The following is a 17,317-nucleotide window of genomic DNA, read 5'->3' as shown; positions in this document are numbered from 1 at the left end:
AACCCATGAAGAAAGTCCTCCTGTTGGTCCCCCTGCTGCTCGGCGTCGCGGCGTGCCGCCACATCGAGACGGTTCCGTCGACCGAGCAGATTCAGCGCAAGGCGCCCAAGGGCGCGCTCGTCCGCGTCATCCTCCGCGACCGGGCCAACCCCCAGCGGCTCACCACCTACGTGGTGGACGTCAGCCGCAACGAAATCGTCGCCCAGTCCAACCGCGACCCGTCCTCGACGCGGGGCGCCCAGGGGGAGACCTCGTCCGAGAAGGCCACCACGGACGGCGACACCTCCGCGATGCAGTCGGGAGGACCGCTCTACGTCGGCGACGTGGAGCTGCTCACCGACTGTGTCCCCCAGACGGACAAGGAGGGCTGCCTGAGCGTCGCCGACCTGCATGACGGAGACCCGGGTGGCGCGTCGGGCGGCGGCGGCGACCCCACGGGCCACCAGCAGTTGGTCGAGAAGGTGAAGCGGCTGGCCGCGCTGACCTACTGGTCCACGCTCGAGGTGGGCATCCCGACCGTCAAGCGGACGGCGGCCCCCGGACGCGTGAATCAGTAATCACGTGAGGCGCTGAGGACAGGAGGCTCCGGTGTCGCGAAGGTGCGGCGCCGGGGCCTTCGTCGTTTCAGGCGGACCTGCCACCCTCGGTGGGGGCCAGGCCCGAGAGCGTCTCCACGTAGGACGCGGCGACGCGCAGGAAGCGCGCGCCCTTCACGCCGGTGAGGTACTGGCGCTTCATCGCGCGCGTGGCGCCCACGTAGAACATGGCGCGGCGGATGCGCTCGTTCTCCCGCGCGTTGCGCTCCTTGGCGCCGGCCATCCAGTTCTCCACGGTGTCCAGCGCGTCCAGGCCCGCGAAGAAGACGACGGGGCACTCGTGGCCCTTGCAGGAGAACACGGTGGTGGCGCGCACGTGGTCCACGCCGCTGACGCGGAAGTCCGTCACGTCGCGGCCGCCCTTGCCACCGTAGGCGTGCGCGGGCACACCGGCCCGGTTGAGGGCCTCCGTGTACTGCGACGGCATGACGGGCGCGACGACGAGGATGTCGCCGGGGTGCACGCCCTCGTCGCGGATGAGCCGTGCCACCTCCTTGGCCACCTGACGGGCCTCGCTCGCGCCGGAGGCGAAGCCGCGCACCTGGGGCAGCACGCCGCCGCGCTCGGTGGACTGCACGCGGTAGAGGCCCTCCAGCGTCTCCTCGGGGAGCCACAGGAGCCCCTCGCGCGCGAGCTCCCCGGCCTTCATGTACTCGCGCATGCCCGGGTCGCTGGTGCCGTGCTGGCGCAGCGGGTCCAGCACCACGTTGAAGGCCACGTCGAGGATGTCGCGCGTGGCGCGGAAGGTCTCCTTGAGGATGCGGGTGCGGCCCCGGAAGGACAGCCCTTCGGGGAGCTGCTCCTTGAGCGCGTCGATGGGCACCTGGCCGTAGACGTTCTGCGAGTCGTCCATGAACAACTGGAGGCAGCGCACCCCCTTGCCGTCCTGCGACGCGCGCGGGCGGACCAGGGCGTGGAGCATGGCGAGCGCGCGGGCGTCCATGTCCTGGGCCTCGTCGACGAAGACGCCGTCGAAGGACTCGGGCTCCACGCGGCGCAGCGCGCCCACGTGCTTCACCGTCACGCGGGCCCGGAGCGCGCGCACCCGCTCGCGGCCGGCGCGCTGGGCAATCGCCTCCACCAACAACTTCTCCACCAGGGGCGAGAGCGCGCGGTTGAAGAACGAGACGAGCACCTGGGTGTCCTCGTGCTCCAGCAGATAGCGCGCCACCCAGTGGGCCAGGACGAACGTCTTGCCGCTGCCCGCGACGCCGCGCACCAGGTGGTGGCCGTCATCGAAGCGCCGCTCGAAGAGGGACACCTGCTCCTGGGTGAACAGGGGCCGCGTGGGGCGCGAGCCCTCGATTTCCCCGCCGAGGCTGGTGGGCGCGGCGGGGGGCGGTGGCGGCGGCGGGGGTGCCTCGCGCGGCAGGGGCAGCGCCTCCAGTCGGAGCGGCGAGCCGGGGAGGACGCGCAGGCGCGGCAGGAGCGAGAGGAAGCGCTGGGGGATGGTGGCGCCCCGGGCCTCGTCGCGCGAGGCGAGCACCAGCAGATAGTCGCGCGCGCGGCTGGCGGCCACGTTGAGCATGGGCACCAGCGTGTGCGGCGGGAAGGGCCGGCCTCCGGCCACGGTGTCCACGAGCACCACGTCGTACTGGGTGCCCTGCTGGCGGTGGATGGTGGAGGCGCTGAACGCGTCGCCCCGGAAGCCCGCGGAGTTGCCGAGCCTGCGCAGGAGCGAGGCCTGCGCGCGATAGGGCGTGACACACAGGACGCTGAGGCCGGCGCGCACGGCCTCGCGCGCGAGCGACACGGCGAGCTCGGCGGACAGCTCGCGCTGGTAGCCGGAGCCCGTCTCGCCGCGGCCGTGCGTCAGGCGCTTCGCGTCGCGGCTGAGGCCATCGAGCACCACCCAGCCCGCGCGTGTCCCGGCGAACGCGGGCACGGGTGGGGCCTTCTCGGCGCGGGCCTTGACGATGTCACCGTCCTCGAGCGCGCCGCCGTAGCAGAAGTGGCTGACGACGCGGGCGATGTCCGGGTGCATGCGGTGCTGGGTGCGCAAGAGCAGCACGTCCGGGCGCGCGGCGTCGCGCACCGCGTCCTCCAGGTGGGACAGGCCGCTGGCGCGCAGCCACTTCTGGGAGCCGCGTCCGGCGCCCTCGGCGGCGCGGCTGACGGGGCCGATCTGCTTGGGGTCTCCGGCGAGCGTCACGCGCTCGGCCAGGGGGGCCATGAGCGCGGTGGCGGCACGGGTCACCATGCCGGCCTCGTCCACCACGAGTCGCGCGAAGGTGCACTTGCCCTCGAGCTCCGACACCAGCCGCAGGGCGCGGTGGACGGTGAGGACCATGAGGGGACAGTCGCCCTTCTCCGCCTCCTTGAAGGTGGGGTCCTTCATCTTGCCGCGCAGGCCGCGCAGCTCCGCCTGGAGCTTGGCGAGTTCGTGCGCGGGGCCGCCGCGGACACGCTGGAGGTACAGCTCGCGCTCGCGCTCCTCGATGCTCGCGCGCAGCTTGCCGCCCTTGGTGTCCTCGAGCGTGACGGTGGGCAGCTTCGCCAGGGCGTCGCTGGCGCCGGTGCCGCCGCGGAAGATGCTGCGCGCCAGGGGGCGCAGGGGGATGGGCTGGCGCTCCAGGAGGGCGCTGACGCGCAGGACGAGCTCATCGGCGGCGCGGTTGGTGGGGGCCACCGCGAGGATGCGCTCGTTGGGGAAGGCGCGCAGGGCGCGGGCGATGAGGTCGGCGACGGCGGTCGTCTTGCCGGTGCCGGGAGGTCCCCAGATGCAGCCCCAGGGCTGGGCCCAGAGGCGGTCGGTCGGGAGGAGCTCGGCGTCCTGGGGACGCGGGGTGGGCGCGGGCTCGTCTCCGCTGGCGCGGCGCAGGGCCTGATGGAGGGCGGGTTGACGGTCCTCGTACGCGGATGCGGCGGTGCAGAGGGCCTCGGCGAAGTCATAGGGCCGATAGCACCAGCGGTCGGCGGCGAGGGCGCGGCGGTCCACGTCGTCACCGTGGTCGGGGGCGGCGAAGACGCGGCCGGACTCGAAGTCGAGGTGGACGACGTCTCCGCCGAAGACGCACTCCTCGCCGAGGAAGCCGAGCAGCGAGCCGCCGGACCAGTCCGGGTCCGCCGCGGGCACGGGGACGAGGGACAACACGCCGGGGCCCTGCAGGGAGACCTGACGCGCGTCCTGGAGCAGCTTGGCGCGGTACTGGCTGCGCTCGGAGAGGAGCGCGTCGCTCAGGTCCTCAGGGAGGTATTCGGGAGGGCGCCAGGCCTCGCGGCGCTTCCCGGTGGCGACGGCGGCCTGGATGACCTGGCGCTCGGACGCGGTGACATCGGAGGGCGCGGCGACGTCGCGTGCGGGTGGCTCCTCGGGTGAAGGGGCGTCCGGGCGCGGAGCGGGCGGCGTCGGGCGCTGGGGCCTGGCGCGGGAGAGGGCCAGCAGCGGATTGGGCGAGCGCGGGATGTCCTCGGGGACAGTGCGGGAGGACGGAGGTGGGACAGGGGCGTCGTCGTACTCGACGTGAAGCTCTCGGACGGAGTCTTCCTTCTGTGGCGCGGGGCGCCCTTCGGAGACCTCGTTGTGCGTCCGGTGCGTCATGGCGGCGGGCCCCGGGCCCCTCGGCCCAGGCCGGGTACGGGCGCGCGAAGGTAGGGGAGGCGTGGATCCACGTCAATGCAAGCCCCAGGGGCGCGGCTGTGCGCTCACGTACGGCTGGCTCCCAGCAGCCGGCCAGGCATGGGCGTCGACACCAACGACGGATTTCTTCTGAACAGCACCGCGACTTGGGCGTGGCCTCCGGACGAAGTGGGTGAGACCGCGTGCGCTGTCAGCGTCTTCCTGTATTTCTGGGTTGCGCCTGCCTTTGACGGGCCTCTCTCGGGGAACACGCCATGCGGCTTCACTGGGTAGTGCCGCTGCTCCTACTGACGCTCGTCGCCGGTTGCGCGACGAGTCGCGTCGTCCGATTGGACACGGGACAAGCCTCCCTCGTCGTCACTCCTCACGAAGAGTCGGGCGCGGAAGTGAGTGCGGCAGAGCTCGACGACGACGAGTACGAGGAGATCATCACGGAACTGGCTCGGGACGTCCGTCCGTTCCGAAACCCCATGCAGGAGGCCCGTGACTTCTTCGGAGTGCCTGCCCGCAGCGGCGTGTACCGATACGAAAGCCACCCTTCTCGACTCACCCTCCAGCGTCGAGAGGACGCGGACGACCCTCATCTGCTGGAGTCCTATGCCGATGACGAACTGACGCGCGCCTACGGCCAGTGGTGCACTCGAAAGAAGCAATCAGGGGACTGCTTGCGACTCTTGGAGGAGGGCCCCCTGCTGGCCAGCGATGGCAGATACACTTGGGCATTGGCCATCGCGATGGACTCCGTGTGGGATGAGACCGCCGAGGCTCTGGAGGACATGACGGACCCTGGCGCCGTCATGGCCACCCTGACGGCCTCCGTCACGATGTACCTCCTGCTCTGGTCGTTGCCCGAGCCGCTTTCCAAGGGCGTCGCGGCGACCTTGACGGCTCTCGCAATCGCATACCTCGGAGTCGATACGGTGTGGAGCTTGCTGGACGGCTGGTTGACGCTGGTACGAGAAGCGGACCAGGCGACGACATTCTCGCAGCTCAGTGCAGCAGGCGAAGCCTACGGAGAGATCCTGGGTGAGAATGCGGCACGGGTCTTCGTGATGCTGGCAACGGCCGCCATTGGAAACACGGCGGGACTGGCCGCGAAGGCTGGGAGGCTGCCGGGATCCGCGCCCGCGGCACTCGCCGTGGAGGCCCAGGCAGGTTTCCAGTACGCCGCGGCGGGGAGTGTGCAGTCCGTCGCGGTGACGGCAGAGGGGTTCACCCTCGTTCTGGCCCCCAATGCGCTGGCCATGGCGAGCCGCCAGAAAGAGCGCCACCACATCGCCACGAACAAGAACGATGTCTCGGCTGCACGTGGCGGGCCTTGGACGCCGAGATTCCGCGACCTCTTCACCAGGGCCGGAATGGAGCTGAAGGACCCCGAGAACATCGTGGAAGTCGTCGGACACAAGGGCCCGCATCCGCAGCGGTATCATGAGCGCGTCCAGGAGCGACTCCTCGAAGCTTTGGGTAGCTGCCGGAAGGTGGCAGATTGCCGCCAGGCCCTCACGATTGAGCTTCGCAGGCTCGCCAGAGATGCCTCGACTCCAGGAACCGAAATCCACAGGCTCTTGACTCAGCGCAAGTGACACCGTGAGGAAGTCCACCATGCCTCCCCCTTCTCGATACTTCAGGCTCAAAGAGGACGTACGGGCCGGCTCTTGGTACCTGGGTGAACCGTCGCGCGGGCAAGGACAGGAGCTGGAGGACATCCGGGAGTTCACCTCGGGACGGCCCGTTCGAGCAACGAGCAGCCTGGAGCTCTCGGTTCGTGAGCCGGGGCGTCAGCGCGATTTCAGCATGGCCGGCGTCGGCATGACGCCTGTCGTCCACATCAGGGTGGCTACCCTCTTCGCGGAGCAAGCACCTGATGATGTGCAGCTGATACCCGTCCAGCTCAAAGGCTATCCGGACGACTACCAAATCCTCGTAGCGACGAAGACGGTCCGGTGCATCGACGACAAGGCCTCGAGTGAGGTGGAGTTCTGGCTGCCAGAGGATGAGCGACCGGACAAGCTCGGCCAATACCGGAACGTGGTCGACATGAGAATCGACCCCAGGAAGGTGGGCGATACGAAGGTCTTTCGCACCTGGGGATGGAGCGTTGCCCTCATCGTCTCGGAGGACATCAAGGTCGCCATGGAGCGCGCCAAGGTCACCGGAGCCAAGTTCGAGGAAGTCTAGGCGGCCTCCCTCAGCCACCCACCCTCGCCGTGTTTCCCGCTCTCCCACCAAGCAAGGGTGTAGGACCTTCGACCCTCTTGGGTGTACACCCACGCCCCGCCCTGTTTGCTTCGGGCGCCCGGGGGTGTTTAGGAGAGAAGCCCCCCGCCGACGCCGCCCCACCGCCATGGCCCAGACGACGCGTTACGCCCATCCCTTCCTGCCCATCACCCGCGCCGACATGCAGGCCCGGGGCTGGGAACAGTGCGACATCATCATCGTGACGGGAGACGCGTACGTGGACCACCCGGCCTTCGGCCCGGTCCTCATCGCCCGCTTCCTGGAGGGACGGGGCTTCAAGGTGGGCCTCATCCCCCAGCCCGACTGGCACTCGGCCGAGCCCTTCAAGGCCCTGGGCCCACCGCGCATGTTCTTCGGGGTCGCCGCCGGCAACCTCGACTCCATGCTCAACCGGCTCACCGCGCAGAAGAAGAACCGCTCCGCCGACCAGTACAGCCCCGGCGGCCGCACCAACTGCCGGCCCGACCGCGCCACCATCGTCTACGCCCAGCGCTGCCGCGAGGCCTACCCCGACGTCCCCATCGTCCTCGGCGGCATCGAGGCCAGCCTGCGCCGCATCGCCCACTTCGACTACTGGAGCGAGAAGGTCCGCCGCTCCATCCTCTTCGACGCCAAGGCTGACCTGCTCGTCTTCGGCATGGGCGAGCGCCCCATCATGGAGGTCGCCGACCGGATGCGGAACGGCGAGCACATCCAGGACATCCGCGACGTGCGCGGCACCGCCTACCTCATCAACGACGAGGAGATGCGCGCCCACGAGGCCGACCCCGCCCGCCGCGCCGCCGACCGCAAGACGGTCGTCCTCCCACCCTACGAGGCCGTCGTCTCCGACAAGCAGGCCTTCGCGGTCATGAGCCGCGACTTCCAGATGGAGACCAACCCCGGCAACGCGCGCCCCCTCGCGCAGCGCCACGGCAACCGCGCCATCTTCATGAACGCCCCCGCCCTCCCGCTCGAGGACGGCGTGGGTGACACCGCCGCCGGCAAGGCCACGGTGGCGATGGACGAACTGTACGACCTGCCCTTCAACCGCGTCCCCCACCCCATCTACAAGAGCGAGGGCATCCCCGCGTACGAGACGGTGAAGCACTCCATCGTCCTCATGCGCGGCTGCTTCGGCGGCTGCACCTTCTGCTCCATCACCGAGCACGAGGGCCGCGTCATCCAGAGCCGCTCCGCGGAGAGCGTCCTGCGCGAGGTGCGCGCCCTCCGCCGCATGGGTGACTTCCGCGGGACGATTACGGACCTCGGCGGCCCCACCGCCAACATGTACAAGCTCAAGTGCAAGAGCGAGGACATCGAGAAGCGCTGCCGCAAGCTGTCCTGCGTGCACCCGGGCGTGTGCGAGAACCTCCAGACGGACCACGGCCCGCTCATCAGCCTGATGAAGGACGTGCGCGAGGAGGACGGCGTCAAGCACGTCTTCATCGCCAGCGGCGTGCGGTACGACCTGGCCGAGCGCTCCCCCGAGTACGTCAAGGAGCTCGCCGCGCACCACGTGGGCGGCCAGCTCTCCGTGGCGCCCGAGCACGTCTCGCCGCGCGTGCTGGAGAAGATGAAGAAGCCCGGCATCGAGAGCTTCGAGCGCTTCCAGCAGATGTTCGCCTGCGCCAGCGAGGAGGCCGGCAAGGAGCAGTACGACATCCCCTACTTCATCAGCGGGCACCCGGGCTCCACCCTGGAGGACATGGTGGACCTGGCGCTATGGCTGAAGAAGAACGGCAAGCGCCCCCGTCAGGTGCAGGACTTCATCCCCACCCCCATGGCCATGGCGACGGCCATGTACTTCACCGGCATCGACCCGCTGAAGATGGAGCCCGTCTACACGGCCCAGGGTCTGCGCGAGAAGCGCCTCCAGAAGGCGCTGCTCCTCTACTGGAACCCCGAGCACTGGCCCCTGGCCCGCGAGGCCCTGAAGCAGGCGGGCCGCGCGGACCTCATCGGCCGTGGCCCGCACGCGCTCGTCCCGCCGGAGACACCCGCCGAGGCCGCCCGACGTCAGCGCACCGAGGAGCGGGATGGGCGCGAGCTGGACGACGCGCCGCGTGAGTCCCAGGCCCCCGCGCCCCGAGGTCCGCGCCGTCCCGGTGGCCCACGCCCCCACGGCTCCAGGGCCCGCTGAGCGAAAAGCGGCCGTCCAGCCGACCGTTTGAATAAACTGCGGTGACGTTCGTCGGGGGGCCACATGCTCCCCTTGATTGCCCTGTTGCTGTTGACCGCGGCGCCGCCGACGCCGCCCCAGGTCACGCCCGAGCCCAAGCCGCCCCCGGAACAGCCCAGACCCCAGTGCATCACGGCCCAGGGGCGCGAGCTGTGCGGCTTCCAGTGCAGGACCAGCGGCTCGAAGGCGGGCTGTGCCCAGACGCCCTATGGGACGTGTCAGGTCCTCCGCGACGAGGTCCACTGCTGGGACCCGCCACGGGTGGCCATCCAGCATCCGCCCCGCACGCCGGTGCGCCCCGAGTGCAAGGCGGTGCGCGGCAAGGTCGACTGCGGCTTCAACTGCCGCATCTTCAATGGCGAGGTGGCGTGCAACTCCACGCCCTACGGGCTCTGCGACACGCACTTCGGCAGGCTGGTCTGCTGGGACCCGCCCGACAGCGTCATCCATGAGTACGCGCAGGCCATGCCCGCGGCCCGCTGCCTCAACGCCTCCGAGGCGATTGCGTGCGGCTTCGACTGCAAGGCCAGCCGCACGGAGGTGCGCTGCACCAACACGCCCCGAGGCGTCTGCACGCTGAACGACCAGCGGCTCACCTGCTTCGACCCGCCCTCCCTCCTGCACTGTGACCACAGCAACCCGCCGCCGCCGCCCCACTGACGGCCCCGTCCCAAGCGGAGTGCTCGCCTCCTCGCTCGCGTGGCTACGAATCCCTGGGGCTCCACGCAGTCTCACGACGCGAGACACAACCGGTGCGCACGCGCGCAGAGCTTGCACGCCCCGGTTGTGGCACCATTGACGTCGCATCCACTCCCGCGATGCGTGTCGTCTCACCATGCGCACCCCGTTTCTGTCTTCGTCGCGCCGACTCGCGAGCTTCGCGTTCATGGGGCTGTGCCTCATGCTTGGCTGCACCCGCGCGCCCCCGCCGCCGCTCGGGCACGCGGCCTACGTGTGGCAGCGGGACTGGAGCCCGTCGCTCGTCGAGTCCCTCACGCGGATGCCCCCGGAGGTGGGCGCGCTGCGCGTGCTCGCGAGGGAGCGCTCCGGCGACACACGCGCCCCCGTCTCCATCGCGGTGGATGTCGCGGCCCTCGCGAGGACGGGGCGCGACGTCGTGGCGGTGATGCGCGTGGATGGCACCGCGCCCCTCGACGGCATCTCCCTGGAGGAGGTCGCCGCCATCGCCCGCGACTGGAAGGCGCGCGGCGTGCGCGTGCGCGGCGTGGAGCTGGACCATGACTGCGCCACCACCGCCCTGCCCGCATACGCGGACTGGCTCGCGCGTGAGCGGCGACTGCTCGGCGAGCTGTCCCTGTCCATCACCGCCTTGCCCACCTGGGCCGGCGCGCCCGAACTGGAGCGCCTGACATCCATCCCCGACGACGTCGTCGTCCAGGTGCACGCCATCCGCGCCCCCACCCTCTTCACCCCCGAGGAGGCGCGCGGCTTCATCGAGCGCTGGTCCCAGGCCACGCGCAGACCCTTCCACGTCGCGCTGCCCACCTACCGCGTGCGCCTGCGCGACGGCACGCCCCTGGTCTCCGAGCCTCGTGAGGTCTCGCGCTTCCTCGCGGAGCTGCGCGCGCGACCGGTGCAGGGCGTGAAGGGGCTCGTGTGGTTCCGCTGGGGCCACGCGGGTGATTCGGAGGCCTGGAGCCCGTCCACGCTGACCGCCGTCCTCCGACAGGAGCCGCTGACGCTCCAGGTGGAGTCCCGGCTGGTGGACGCGGGCGGAGGCACGCTCGACATCGTCCTCGAGAACACCGGCCGCCTGGACGGCGAGGCCCCGGCCCGGCTCACCCTTTCTGGAAACCTGGAGGTCCTCGACGGAGTGGGCGGCTATGCCCCGCGGGGGAGCTCACTCGTGGCGCGCAAGCCTCCCCGCCTGCGCGCCGGCGAGCGACGCGTCGTCGGCTTCGTGCGGGGAAGCGAGGTGTCCCTTGTGGCTCCGTAGCCTGCTGTCCGCCGTGGTCATCCTGGTCGCCCTGACGCCCATCCGCTCCGCGAAGGCCTGTGGCCCCGGCTTCCAGGACCGCCTCCTCGCCGACCGCGCGCTCACGCTCGGCGAGTTGCCCGGTGGGCTCTTCGCGCTGGAGGTCCACCGGCTCCTGCCGAAGCCCTCGGACGCGTTCGCGGTGAACGAGTTCCCCGACGAGCCCCCCGACGCGCGTCAGGGCGCCGGGGCCCGGGAGACCGCGCTGTACGAGGCCGGCGCCAAGGCCTTCACCGCCGGAGACGCCGTGACGGCGCGGGCGCGCTTCCTCGAGGTGCTCGCGCTGCCCGCCGCGGAGCGACGCCGCTTCTCCACCTTCGCCGCGTACATGCTGGGCCGCAACGCGGGCGCCGGCTTCGAGGACGACGCGAAGTACGGCTTCGAGCTCACCCGGCAGCTGGTCCGCGAGGGCTTCGACGACCCGCTGGGCCTCGCGGTCTCCAGCCTGGGCATGCAGGCGCGCGTGCTGCTCCAGCGGGGCGACGACGTGGGCGCCATCCACCTGTACGCGGAGCAGGCCTCGCACGGCAGCGGGAGCGCGGAGGTGTCGCTGCTCTTCGTCGCGCGAGCCCTCGCGCGCAACCCCGAGCGCCTCCAGGTCGCGCTGAAGGACCCGCTGGCGCAGCGGCTCATGACCACCTTCGTGTGGACGCGCGGTCGCGAGTCCGCATGGTCCGAGGAGCCCTCGGCCGGAGGGCTCGGCGCGGTGCTGGACGCGCTGGCCGCGGTGCCGGACCTCGCGGGCGCGGACCGGCTGGCCGCGGGCGCCTGGCGCGCGGGCCGCTTCGACCTGGCCGAGCGCTTCGTCGCCTCCGAGCAGACCCCGCTGGCCTCCTGGGTGAAGGCCAAGCTCGCGCTGCGCCGGGGCGACGCATCCTCCGCGGAGACGTACCTGGCCGAGGCCGTGCGCGGGCTTCCCGAGCGGGAGTGGTGGCATGACTGGTACCTGGACGACACCAACCGCCCCCTGTGCCGCGCGGAGGGAGAGCGCGGCGTGCTCGCGCTGACGCAGGGCCAGTTCACCCGCGCCGCCGAGCGACTGTGGGCGGGCTGCTCCTGGCCGGACGTCGCCTACGTCGCGGAGCGGACGTTGAGCCTGGAGGAGCTCCAGCGCTTCGCGGCCACCCACCCTCGCACGGAGAAGAGCCACTGCGACCTGGTGCCGGAGTCGGAGCCGGAGTCACCCGACAGCGTCGAAGACGGCAACACGTCGCTCGGGATGCCCGAGCGGCTGCACCTGCTGCTCGCGCGGCGACTCCTGCGAGAGGGCCGGCACGACGAGGCCCTGGAGGCCTTCCGCGGCACCGCGGTGGAGGACGCGGCGCGTCGGTACGTGGAGGCGCTGCGCCGCGCCGACAGCGCGTGGGACGACCTGGACCGGGCCGAGGCGCTCTTCGCGGCGGCCAGGCTCGCGCGCTCCGAGGGCATGCGCCTGCTGGGGACCGAGGCCGCGCCGGACTGGGGCTGGGTCGACGGCAACTACGACGTCTCCCGCTATGACCGGGACGACGAGGAAGGGGACGCCACCGAGGACGAGCAGCGGGCCCGCGCGATGTTCCCCCGCGCGTCGCTCATGGGCGCGGAGGAGCAGCGGCTCTCGGCCCTCCACGGCCCGCCCCTCACCGAGCGCTTCCACTACCGGCACGTGGCGGCGCGGCTGGCCCAGCGCGGCGCGGAGCTGCTGCCGCCCCGCAGTCAGGCCTACGCGATGATGCTGTGCCACGCCGCGCTCCACGTCGCCAACCGGGACCCGGCGATGTTCGAGCGCCTGTACCTGACGTACATCCGCAACGGCGCGCGCATCGACGACGTGCAGTGGTCCTTCGGGGCGTCGTGCCTGGAGCCGAACTTCGCGAAGGTCCGCGCCGAGCGCCCCTTCTACGCCCAGGCCCTGCCCCAGCGGCACCGGGTCAAGCTGATGGTCGGCGGGGGCATGCTGCTGCCGACGGTGATGGGCTTCGCCTTCTTCCTGCGCCGCAGGCGCCGCGCCCCCTCCGCCTGAACCGGGCACTTCAGCGCGCGCGGAGGATGGCGCGCGCCGGAGCCCCGTCGCCCCCCGCGATTCGCAGCGGCAGACACACCAGCTCGTACGTCCCCTCATGCACCTGGGACAAGTCGAGCCCCTCGATGATGCAGATGCCCGCGTCCAGCAGCGCGCGGTGCGTGGGAACGCCCTCGTCCGGGCTGCCGATGGACAGGTAGTCGATGCCCACCGTGCGCACCCCCAGCTCCGCCAGGTAGCGCGCGCCCTCGAGCGACAGGTACACGAAGTCCGGCTGGAAGGGCTGGGAGGGCCACCGCCGCGCGGAGTTCGCCGTCTTGAAGAGCAGCCGCTCCCCCGGCTGGATTGCGTGCGCCTTCAGCTCCTCCACCTGGATGGCGCGCGCGTCGTGAATCTCCAGCACGCGGGCCACGCCCATCAGCCGGTCGAAGGACAGCGCGTCCACGCCCTCGGCGCCCTTGACGAAGTGCACGGGTGCGTCGACGTGGGTGCCCGAGTGCGCGCCGAAGGACAGGTCCGACACGTTGGCGTCGTCCCCCTTGTCCAAGTCCTGCGAGCGGGTGATGCGCACCTCGGGGTTGTCCGGCCAGTGCACCATGCCGTCGCGCAGCGGCACGGAGATGTCCACCCACGGCGACGCGGGGGCGGAGCGGCTCGTCTCGGCAGCGGTCTCCATGACTCTGAATCCTGGCCATCGCCCGCGCGCCGCGCCGACGGCCACGGGGCCCGGCCCCCTGCTCGCCCCGAGGCCGGACGAGCCGCCACCCGCACCTCGTGAATAACGAGACAGCCGAAGGCGCGAAGGTCCGCGTCGAGCGTCCACGCAGGGACATCCGACCACCTTTTCTCCTCGGGAGGGGTCGGCTAGGGTGCGCCGCCCTTCACGGTTCACAGGAGCACAGAAGATGCCGAGGACGTCCCAGGAGCAGACCCAGGAGCGACACGCGTTCCTGCTCACCCTCTTCCGCCAGCAGCCGGACATCAGCAGCAAGGACGCGCTGGAGTCCTTCAAGACGAAGTTCGGGGCGACCATCAACCTGAAGACCTTCAACCAGCTGCGCGCGGAGGCCGAGGAGGAGGTGGCCGCCGCCGCCCCGGTGGCGGCCGAGGAGCCCGAGGCCGAGGTGGACAGCACGCCCGAGCCCACCGTCGATGACGCCGCCCTGCAGCTCAAGGCCGCCGCCAACCCGGAGGCCCTCAACGGCGCCGCCGCCCCGGCCAAGAAGCCGAAGGCCAAGGGCAACGGCCCCAAGAACGTCTTCGTGGACGCGCCCAAGGAGCACCTGACCTTCCTGGAAGGCATCGTGCAGCAGCTCCAGGAGGCGGGCGCCGCCAACGTCCGCATCGACCACTCCACGGACCGCTGGATGGTCCTCGTGGTGGACGCGAAGTAGGCCCCGACGGTCCGGGCTCCCCGTCGAACGTGGGGGCCCGGCGCGTCAGCGACGCAAGAGCTCCAGGGCGCGCTGGAAGTCCTCCGGAAGCGCGGCCTGGACTCGCACCAGCTCCCCGTTCAACGGGCCCGGCAGCTCCAGCTGGAATGCATGGAGCGCCTGTCGGCCCAGGGCCTTCGCCGCGGGGTGCTCGCGGGCGGCCTCGGTGCCGTAGAGCGAGTCCCCCAACACCGGGAAGCCCGCCTCGGAGAGCTGCACGCGAATCTGGTGCGTGCGCCCCGTGTCCAGGTCCACCTCCAGGAGCGCGGCCCCCGCGAAGCGCTCGCGCACCTCGAAGGAGAGCGCCGCCCTGCGCGCGGAGTGCACCCGGGTGGTGAAGCGGCGCGGGTCCTTCGGGTCTCTCGTGTAGGGCCCCTCCAGGCGCCCCTGCTCCGGCGGGTGGCCCAGGACGAGCGTCCGGTAGCGCTTGTCCACCTGCTTCTGCTGGAAGGCACGCAGGAGCGCCGCCGCCGCGGTGTCCGTGCGCGCGAAGGCCAGACACCCGCTGGTCTCCCGGTCCAACCGGTGCACCACGCCGGGCAGCGCCTGTCCCTCCACGTCGAAGGGTGGGCGCTGGCTCGCGAGCAGGTCCACCACGGAGGCCGCGCGCCCCTCGGGCTCCACCACGAGGCCGGGCGGCTTGTCGATGATGACCAGGGCCGCGTCGTCGTGGAGCACCGTCAGCGCGGGCCCCTCGACGGGCGGGCGCGTGGGGGCCTTGGGCTCGGGACGCTCCAGCTCGATTTCCTCGCCGCCCCACAGCTTGCGCGTGGGCTGACACTTCTTGCCGCGGATGCGCACCCCGCCCGACTCGATGAGGGCGCGGGCGCGCTCCAGCGAGAAGCCGGGCACGTGCTTGGAGACGAAACGGTCCAGCCGCTCTCCCGCGACCTCATGCGGGACGAGGAGTTTCTGCTGCGCCATGTCCACCCCGTCCCTCATGCGCCGCGGGGAGTCAACGCCCACGTGGCGCCACCTACCCCTGGAGTCCCCCTACGCTCCGCCCGCCGCGCGTGTCACACCCGGAAAGGCTCGCGATGTGACAGGCCGGGTCGCGGCTGACCAGCGAGGCCGATGACTTGTCATTCGTTGACTTTCCGACACGGAGCGTATGACAGTGTTTGTCCGGGCTCGAACCAGGCCCGCTCTGAGGGGGAGCTCATGGATTTGACGCACAGTCGCATCGCGACACGTCTCGTCGTTCTCGCAGGATGCCTGTCTTTGCTGCCCGGATGCCCGTGGGTCATCAAGCCCACGCCCAAGCCCAGGAGCATCGAGGAGCAGCGAGAGGTCGTGATGGCGGCCTTCCAGAAGCGTCCGCCTCACGAGGACTTCGTGATGCTGGACCTGGCCGATGACGACCAGTACGAGTACGCGCGCCACCGGCTCCAGGAGGCCGCCGCCGCGCAGGCCACCCAGGGCGGTCAGGACACGCCGGGGCCGACGGTGGCCCGCGACTTCGCGCGCGCGCTGAAGACACTGGAGATCGCCCGGGCCAAGGCGGTGCGGGGAGGCCCGCGCCCCAAGCCCACCGACTGGGACTGCGACCACTTCATCCACGTGAACGACTCGCGCACGTTGGGCGGTGGCAAGGTGCAGCAGGCGGACAAGGCGCAGGACAACCGGCCCTCGTTGATCCTCAACCCCTACGCCACGTGCGCGGGCGGCGCGACGCACGTCTTCACGGACGTGACGGCGTACGACAGTGACTTGTCTGGCAAGAAGCTGACGGTGCTGGCCAAGAGCGCCAACGAGGAGCACAACGACGGCAAGACGTTCGACGACACGGCGGTGTCGGTGCGCCCGTCGATGGCGCCGGAGAGCAAGGTCGTCGTGGAGTCGCTGATGGTGGCGCACAACGACCAGACGGGCGAGGAGCACGTCTCGTTCGCGAGCCTGGACACGACGCTGACGCCCGAGCCGGTGAGCTTCACGATGGACCACCCCCGCTTCGCGAGCAACGAGCCCCGCTCGAACATCAACCTCACCACGTGCCAGCTGCGCGGCGGCGCGGACTGTGACTACGCCATGGTGACCAACGCCCAGGGCACGCTGGCGCCATACCCCCAGACCCCGGTGGGGCTGGCGCTGCGCAAGACGGGCAACCCCTGGACGGGAGACCCCGCGGCCTACTTCCCGTTCCAGGCGGGGCAGACCTTCGACATCACCAACATCTACGTCCCCACGCAGCTCACGTTCGACGCGGGCGCGATGTCGCAGCCGTGCACCATCCAGGCGATGAAGAACGGCCCGACGACGACGCGGATGCGCCTCATCAAGACGGACTCGGGCGGCACCTGCACGACGCTCGCGGACCTGTCGGACCTGTTCACCATCAATGGGAAGACGGCGAGCATCCAGCGGCTGGTCAACCTCTCGCAGAACACCACGGCCAACGGTGGCACGGGCTGCACGATGGAGAAGATCGTCAACGAGCCCGTGGTGATGTCGATGACCCTCTACTCGATGGCGACGTGTGGCGGCGCCGCCGCGGTGCCGCGCCTGACGACCTTCACGAGCACGGCGCTGCCCACCAACCCCTTCAACCTCAACGTGCTCAACAGCTGCATGGCGGAGGGCACGAAGGTGACGCTCGCGGACGGCACGCGGGCCCCCATCGAGACGCTGAAGGTGGGCGACAAGGTCCGCGCCAACGCGAGCGGCCGGGTGCTGACGGTGCAGGACTTCATCTTCGGGCGGGAGCCCAAGCCGCTGGTGCGCCTGCGCGATGACCAGGGCCACGACGTGCGGCTGACGGAGAAGCACCCGGTGCTGCTCACCTCCGGGCTCGTGGTGCCCGCGGACAAGGTCCAGGTGAAGGACCAGGTGCGCACCGAGTCCGGCACGGCCTTCATCACCGCCACCGAGCGCGTGCCGTACGACGGTAAGGTCTACAACCTCAAGCTGGGCACGGCCGAGGAGCTCGAGTCGCTCGGCCCCAACGAGCGGACCCTGTTCGCCGATGGCGTGCTCGTGGGCGACGACACCATGCAGCGCGAGCTGACCTCGCCGCGCCGCGCGTCGGCCACGCCGTAGTCCACCCCCGATGTGCTGTGCCGCGCTGGGGGCGCCTCTTCGGCCATGACGGCCGGGTTGTCGCCCTCGGCGCGAGTCCTCGCGGAGCCCGTGAACGCGCTGGGAGCGCGCCTTCGTCCAAACGTGTCGCCCTCGGCGCGAGTCCTCGCCGAGCCCGTAAACGCGCTGGGAGCGCGCCTTCGCTCAAGCGTTTCGCCCTCGGCGTGAGTCCTCGCTGAGTCCGTGAATGCGCTGGGAGCGCGCCTTCGTTCAAGCGTGTCGCCGGAGGCCCAGGG

General features: G+C 71.0%; 12 protein-coding genes. 9 read left to right on the top strand and 3 right to left on the bottom strand.

All coding sequences use genetic code 11. The features are described 5' to 3' along the window. Positions 1-5 precede the first annotated feature (5 nt). On the top strand, positions 6-557 hold the full coding sequence (locus K8640_RS00415; RefSeq protein WP_223745266.1) for a hypothetical protein: 552 nt from the start codon (positions 6-8) through the stop codon (positions 555-557). Between the two features lie 67 nt (positions 558-624). Here the strand turns inward: K8640_RS00415 and K8640_RS00410 are convergent, their stop codons facing one another. Continuing rightward, entirely contained in the window at positions 625-4,137 is a 3,513-nt protein-coding gene (locus tag K8640_RS00410; protein WP_223745265.1) for an AAA family ATPase, read from the bottom strand. Between the two features lie 293 nt (positions 4,138-4,430). Between K8640_RS00410 and K8640_RS00405 the strand changes: the two genes are divergently transcribed. The 6 genes from K8640_RS00405 to K8640_RS00380 all read left to right on the top strand — a co-directional run bounded on the left by K8640_RS00405 (position 4,431) and on the right by K8640_RS00380 (position 12,573). Beyond that, on the top strand, positions 4,431-5,759 hold the full coding sequence (locus K8640_RS00405) for an AHH domain-containing protein (RefSeq protein ID WP_223745264.1): 1,329 nt from the start codon (positions 4,431-4,433) through the stop codon (positions 5,757-5,759). A 19-nt stretch (positions 5,760-5,778) separates the two neighbouring features. Continuing rightward, positions 5,779-6,354, top strand: coding sequence for an imm11 family protein (locus K8640_RS00400; protein WP_223745263.1), 576 nt, complete (start codon positions 5,779-5,781; stop codon positions 6,352-6,354). 166 nt (positions 6,355-6,520) lie between these two features. After that, positions 6,521-8,536, top strand: coding sequence for a YgiQ family radical SAM protein (locus tag K8640_RS00395; protein WP_223745262.1), 2,016 nt, complete (start codon positions 6,521-6,523; stop codon positions 8,534-8,536). A 63-nt stretch (positions 8,537-8,599) separates the two neighbouring features. Next, a complete protein-coding gene (locus tag K8640_RS00390; RefSeq protein ID WP_141323774.1) occupies positions 8,600-9,235 on the top strand; it encodes a hypothetical protein in 636 nt (211 codons plus the stop codon). 241 nt (positions 9,236-9,476) lie between these two features. After that, positions 9,477-10,532, top strand: coding sequence for a DUF3142 domain-containing protein (locus tag K8640_RS00385; protein ID WP_223745261.1), 1,056 nt, complete (start codon positions 9,477-9,479; stop codon positions 10,530-10,532). Beyond that, positions 10,519-12,573: a hypothetical protein gene (locus K8640_RS00380; protein WP_223745260.1), complete on the top strand. Its 2,055-nt coding sequence runs from the start codon at positions 10,519-10,521 to the stop codon at positions 12,571-12,573. The genes K8640_RS00385 and K8640_RS00380 overlap by 14 nt, the downstream gene beginning before the upstream one ends. A 10-nt stretch (positions 12,574-12,583) precedes the next feature. Here the strand turns inward: K8640_RS00380 and K8640_RS00375 are convergent, their stop codons facing one another. Then, a complete protein-coding gene (locus K8640_RS00375; RefSeq protein ID WP_223745259.1) occupies positions 12,584-13,249 on the bottom strand; it encodes a cyclase family protein in 666 nt (221 codons plus the stop codon). A gap of 229 nt (positions 13,250-13,478) precedes the next feature. Here K8640_RS00375 and K8640_RS00370 point away from each other — a divergent pair, with 229 nt between their 5' ends. After that, positions 13,479-13,967, top strand: a complete 489-nt coding sequence (locus K8640_RS00370) for a hypothetical protein (protein WP_223745258.1) — start codon at positions 13,479-13,481, stop codon at positions 13,965-13,967. A 45-nt stretch (positions 13,968-14,012) separates the two neighbouring features. Here K8640_RS00370 and K8640_RS00365 read toward each other — a convergent pair whose 3' ends face one another. Then, positions 14,013-14,930 (bottom strand): RluA family pseudouridine synthase, encoded by a 918-nt coding sequence (locus K8640_RS00365; protein ID WP_223745257.1) that lies wholly within the window; start codon positions 14,928-14,930, stop codon positions 14,013-14,015. A 297-nt stretch (positions 14,931-15,227) separates the two neighbouring features. Here K8640_RS00365 and K8640_RS00360 point away from each other — a divergent pair, with 297 nt between their 5' ends. Then, positions 15,228-17,042: a Hint domain-containing protein gene (locus K8640_RS00360; RefSeq protein ID WP_223745256.1), complete on the top strand. Its 1,815-nt coding sequence runs from the start codon at positions 15,228-15,230 to the stop codon at positions 17,040-17,042. Positions 17,043-17,317 lie beyond the last annotated feature (275 nt).

Source organism: Myxococcus sp. XM-1-1-1, assembly GCF_020037095.1.
Classification (GTDB): domain Bacteria; phylum Myxococcota; class Myxococcia; order Myxococcales; family Myxococcaceae; genus Myxococcus; species Myxococcus fulvus.
Note: the sequence above shows the minus strand (reverse complement) of the source record. Positions and strands in the feature narration are given on the sequence as shown.